5 protein-coding genes are annotated in these 4,180 nt (G+C 57.0%); 1 reads left to right on the forward strand and 4 read right to left on the reverse strand.

All coding sequences use genetic code 11. From position 1 onward, the window contains the following. The 4 genes from M0974_RS23670 to ftsY all read right to left on the reverse strand — a co-directional run. Nucleotides 1–142: sigma-70 factor domain-containing protein (locus M0974_RS23670; RefSeq protein ID WP_297842658.1), on the reverse strand; the 142-nt coding region annotated here is incomplete at its 3' end. Nucleotides 143–256: 114 nt separating this feature from the next. Next, entirely contained in the window at nt 257–1,285 is a 1,029-nt protein-coding gene (gene ftsX, locus M0974_RS23675; RefSeq protein WP_297842649.1) for a permease-like cell division protein FtsX, read from the reverse strand. After that, a complete protein-coding gene (gene ftsE, locus M0974_RS23680; protein ID WP_297842652.1) occupies nt 1,282–1,953 on the reverse strand; it encodes a cell division ATP-binding protein FtsE in 672 nt (223 codons plus the stop codon). Before ftsE ends, ftsX begins: the two co-directional genes overlap by 4 nt. Further along, nucleotides 1,950–3,476, reverse strand: a complete 1,527-nt coding sequence (ftsY, locus tag M0974_RS23685; protein WP_297842654.1) for a signal recognition particle-docking protein FtsY — start codon at nt 3,474–3,476, stop codon at nt 1,950–1,952. Before ftsY ends, ftsE begins: the two co-directional genes overlap by 4 nt. 289 nt (nt 3,477–3,765) lie before the next feature. Between ftsY and M0974_RS23690 the strand changes: the two genes are divergently transcribed. Continuing rightward, nucleotides 3,766–4,180, forward strand: a 415-nt coding sequence (locus M0974_RS23690; protein WP_297842656.1) for an insulinase family protein, incomplete at its 3' end; no start/stop codon positions are given.

Consider the following 4,180-nt stretch of genomic DNA (forward strand, 5'->3'; position numbering starts at 1 on the left):
GATCCTGCTCATAATAAAGACTCTCAGCCAGTTCACGCTCCTGCTTGGGCGTCAGCAATGGAATGCTGTTGACCGTGTGCACATAGGCCTCAAGGTTTGCGCCTGGGACTAAAGCATAAACAGGTTGCAAAGAAGTGGTCATACGAAAAAAACCTCCGACTCACATGACTCGTGCAGTTCAGCACTGCGAAATTGACCGAGGAACCGCTGAACAAGTTCCCGAAACCGCTGAAAGTGTCAATATATAAATAAAAGTTTAACGCGGCGCCAGCTCTCTCAAATGGCGTGCGACCGCAATCCAAGCACCGATATACCCTAACAACACGGCTCCAAGCAAGAGCGATAGACCATCGGCAGAAGGTACGCCGGCCAGCGAGAAGTCACTTCCGTATAACCCCGCGAGGCCAATTACAGCACCATTTAACCAATTCAACCCATAAGCAAGTACGCCCCAGGCGAGAAAACCGGCCCCCAGGCCATACAGGGCGCCCATATACAAAAACGGTCTACGTACATAACTGTCTGTACCGCCGACTAGCTTGATCACTTCGATCTCGGTCCGACGATTTTCGATGTGCAGACGAATTGTGTTACCAATTACCAAAAGCAGCGCAGCCACCAACAGCACGGTCAGACCGAAAACAAACCGGTCGCCCAGCTTGAGAATCGCCGCCAACCGTTCAACCCACACCAGATCGAGTTGAGCCTGCTGCACCTTAGGCAGCTCCGCCAGTCGACCGCGTAACGCTTCAAGCGCTGGCTTGTCGACTTCCAGCGGGGTGACCAACACCACACCGGGTAGCGGGTTTTGCGGCAACTCCTTCAGCGCCTCGCCGAGCCCCGATTGTTGCTGGAACTCGACCAGGGCCTGATCGCTGCTGATGTACTCGGCATCCGCCACACCGGGCATGCCTTTGATCTGTTCACGCAACTGATCGCCATCGCTGGCGTTTGCATCCAGGTTCAAATACAGAGAAATCTGCGCCGCACGCTGCCAGGAGCCGCCCAACCGCTCGACATTGCTTAGCAATAAAGACAGGCCCATGGGCAGGCTCAAGGCGATGGCCATAACCAGGCAGGTAAAAAAACTGCCAATGGGTTGCTTAGCCAGACGTCGCAGGCTGTCGACCACGCTGGAGCGATGGGCTTCCAGCCACGCACTCAGTTGGGCGTTGAAGTCCGGACCGTCGTCTTCATCGCGCTGCTTTTTCTTTTTCTCAGGTGTCGGTTCGGCGGCCTTGGGCGAAACTCGCTCCGAGACTTTAGGGGTGCGTGTGGCACTCATACCGCAGACTCCCCGTCACCGATCAATCGACCGCGTTGCAAGGTCAGCATGCGGTGGCGCATACGCGCAATCAGGGCCAAGTCGTGACTGGCGATCAACACGCTGGTACCCAGACGGTTGATGTCTTCGAACACGCCCATGATTTCTGCGGCCAGCCGTGGGTCAAGGTTACCGGTCGGTTCATCCGCCAGCAGCAAGGCCGGACGGTGGACGATGGCCCGAGCAATACCGACGCGCTGCTGTTGGCCTGTGGATAAATCACCGGGGTACAAATCGGTTTTATCCGAGAGCGCCACGCGCTCCAGGGCCGAATCGACGCGTTTGGTAACCTCTGCTTTTGACAAACCCAGTATTTGCAGCGGCAGCGCAACGTTGTTGAACACTGTGCGATCAGCCAACAATTGGTGGTTCTGGAACACCACGCCTATTTGCCGCCGCAGAAACGGTATTTGTGCGGTGCTGATCTTGCCCAGGTCTTGCCCAGCCAATAGCAGCTTGCCAGTGGTTGGCCGCTCCATTGCCAGCAATAAGCGCAGCAAGGTGCTTTTACCCGCGCCCGAATGGCCTGTAACGAACAGAAACTCGCCGCGACGGACGCGAAAACTCAGTTCATGCAGGCCAACGTGACCATTTGGATAACGCTTTCCGACTTGTTCGAATCGAATCATGTGCGCTCCCGCTCGGCAAAAAGAGCTTGAACAAAGGGTTCGGCTTCAAAAGTGCGTAAATCGTCGATGCCTTCACCGACGCCGATATAACGGATCGGCAAACCGAATTGTTTGGCCAGCGCGAAGATCACGCCGCCCTTGGCGGTTCCGTCGAGCTTAGTCAATGCCAAACCGGTGAGGGTCACGGTCTGGTGGAATTGCTTGGCCTGATTGATTGCGTTTTGACCGGTGCCCGCGTCCAGCACCAGCAGTACTTCGTGCGGCGCGTCGGTGTCCAGCTTGCCCATCACCCGACGCACTTTTTTCAATTCTTCCATCAAGTTGTCTTTGGTGTGCAGACGTCCAGCGGTATCAGCAATCAACACATCGATACCGCGCGCCTTGGCGGCTTGCAGCGCATCAAAGATTACCGAAGCCGAGTCGGCTCCGGTGTGCTGGGCGATGACCGGAATGTTATTGCGCTCACCCCACACCTGCAATTGCTCCACCGCCGCTGCGCGGAAGGTGTCACCGGCCGCCAGCATGACTTTCTTGCCTTCGAGCTGAAGCTTTTTCGCCAGTTTGCCGATGGTTGTGGTTTTGCCGGCGCCGTTGACGCCCACCACCAGGATCACGAAGGGCTTTTGCAGGCCGGTGATGACTAGCGGCTGCTCAACTGGCTTCAGCAGCGCGGTCAGCTCGTCTTGCAACGATTTATAGAGGGCATCGCTGTCGGTCAGCTGCTTACGCGCGACTTTCTGCGTCAGGCTCTGAATGATCACCGACGTGGCTTCTACGCCAACGTCTGCGGTCAGCAAGCGTGTTTCGATTTCTTCGAGCAGGTCATCGTCGATGGCCTTCTTGCCGAGAAACAGGCTGGCCATGCCCTCGCCAAGGCTGGCACTGGTTTTCGACAACCCTTGCTTAAGGCGAGCGAAAAAACCAATTTTGCTGGCCTCGGTTGCTGCAGGCGCGGCGATCGGAGTAGGGACCGGAGCAGGACTAATTGGAACAGGAACAGAAATAGGAGCAGAAGCCGCAGCTGGCACAGGGGCGACAACGACCGGAGGAGCTTCAACGACCAATGTTTCCGTAACGATAACCGGCTCAGGCATAACGACCGGCTCAGCGACCACATTTGGCAGAGGATGATCTGGCAGCGGCTGGACGTTCGAATAACTCTGTAGCGGAATCGGTGGCGTGATATGCGGCTCAAGCTCATCGAGCAGCGCTACGGATTCTTCGGCCACCGGCAGTATCAACCAAGGCTTGGGCGGCGGGCTGACAGGCGGTTGCGCTTCAACAGCGGAGTCGGTGACAGGCTCGATAACGGAATCGGGCACCGGAGCGGGCATCGATTGCGGCGCGAGTGACGGCTCAACGGCAGGCGGAGCCTGGTCAATGACCGGCTCAGGCGCTGCTGAAATCTCGTCGTGTGGCTGCTCGGCAACGGTTTCCTGCGGCTTTTTGCGCAGCCAACCGAACAGGCCTTTCTTCTCTGCAGCCGGAGCTGGGGTCTTCTTGTCGTCGTTGGAACCAAACATGGAGGACGGCTATCTCAAGGTAGCGACGCGCCATAGCGGCGCCTCTAAAAATTCTGTCAATGCGAAACAGACTGCTTTTAGCCCGGCTTGTTCATCCACCGCTATAGATAAGCAGCGAATTGGCTGACCCGGAAACGTCATTTCTGCGGATTTTGTCGATGCCTGACCGGCCACTGAAACATAAGTAACTGCTCTAGCCGTGGTCGGCAGTCAAACGGATCAGTATCCTAGCACCTCCGCGCCCGCCTACGCTAAGTTCAAGCGGGCCGCCTCACAGGTTCAAAAACGAATGAATGCTTTAGCCCGCCGCGCTGCAGGCCTGATGTTCAGCGCAGTTTGTCTGCCTTTCTCCGCACTGGCCGCTGATCCGCAACCTACCCACGAATTCACCTTGGACAATGGCCTTAAAGTCATTGTCCGCGAAGACCACCGCGCGCCCGTGGTGGTTTCTCAGGTCTGGTACAAAGTCGGCTCCAGCTATGAAACCCCAGGCCAGACCGGTTTGTCCCACGCCCTTGAGCACATGATGTTCAAAGGCAGCAAGAACGTCGGCCCAGGCCAGGCATCGCTGATCCTGCGTGATCTCGGCGCTGAAGAAAACGCCTTCACCAGCGACGATTACACCGCGTACTACCAAGTATTGGCCCGTGATCGCCTGGGTGTAGCGTTCGAATTGGAGGCGGACCGGATGGGCAGTCTGCTGC

Source organism: Pseudomonas sp. (genome assembly GCF_026224925.1).
Taxonomy (GTDB): domain Bacteria; phylum Pseudomonadota; class Gammaproteobacteria; order Pseudomonadales; family Pseudomonadaceae; genus Aquipseudomonas.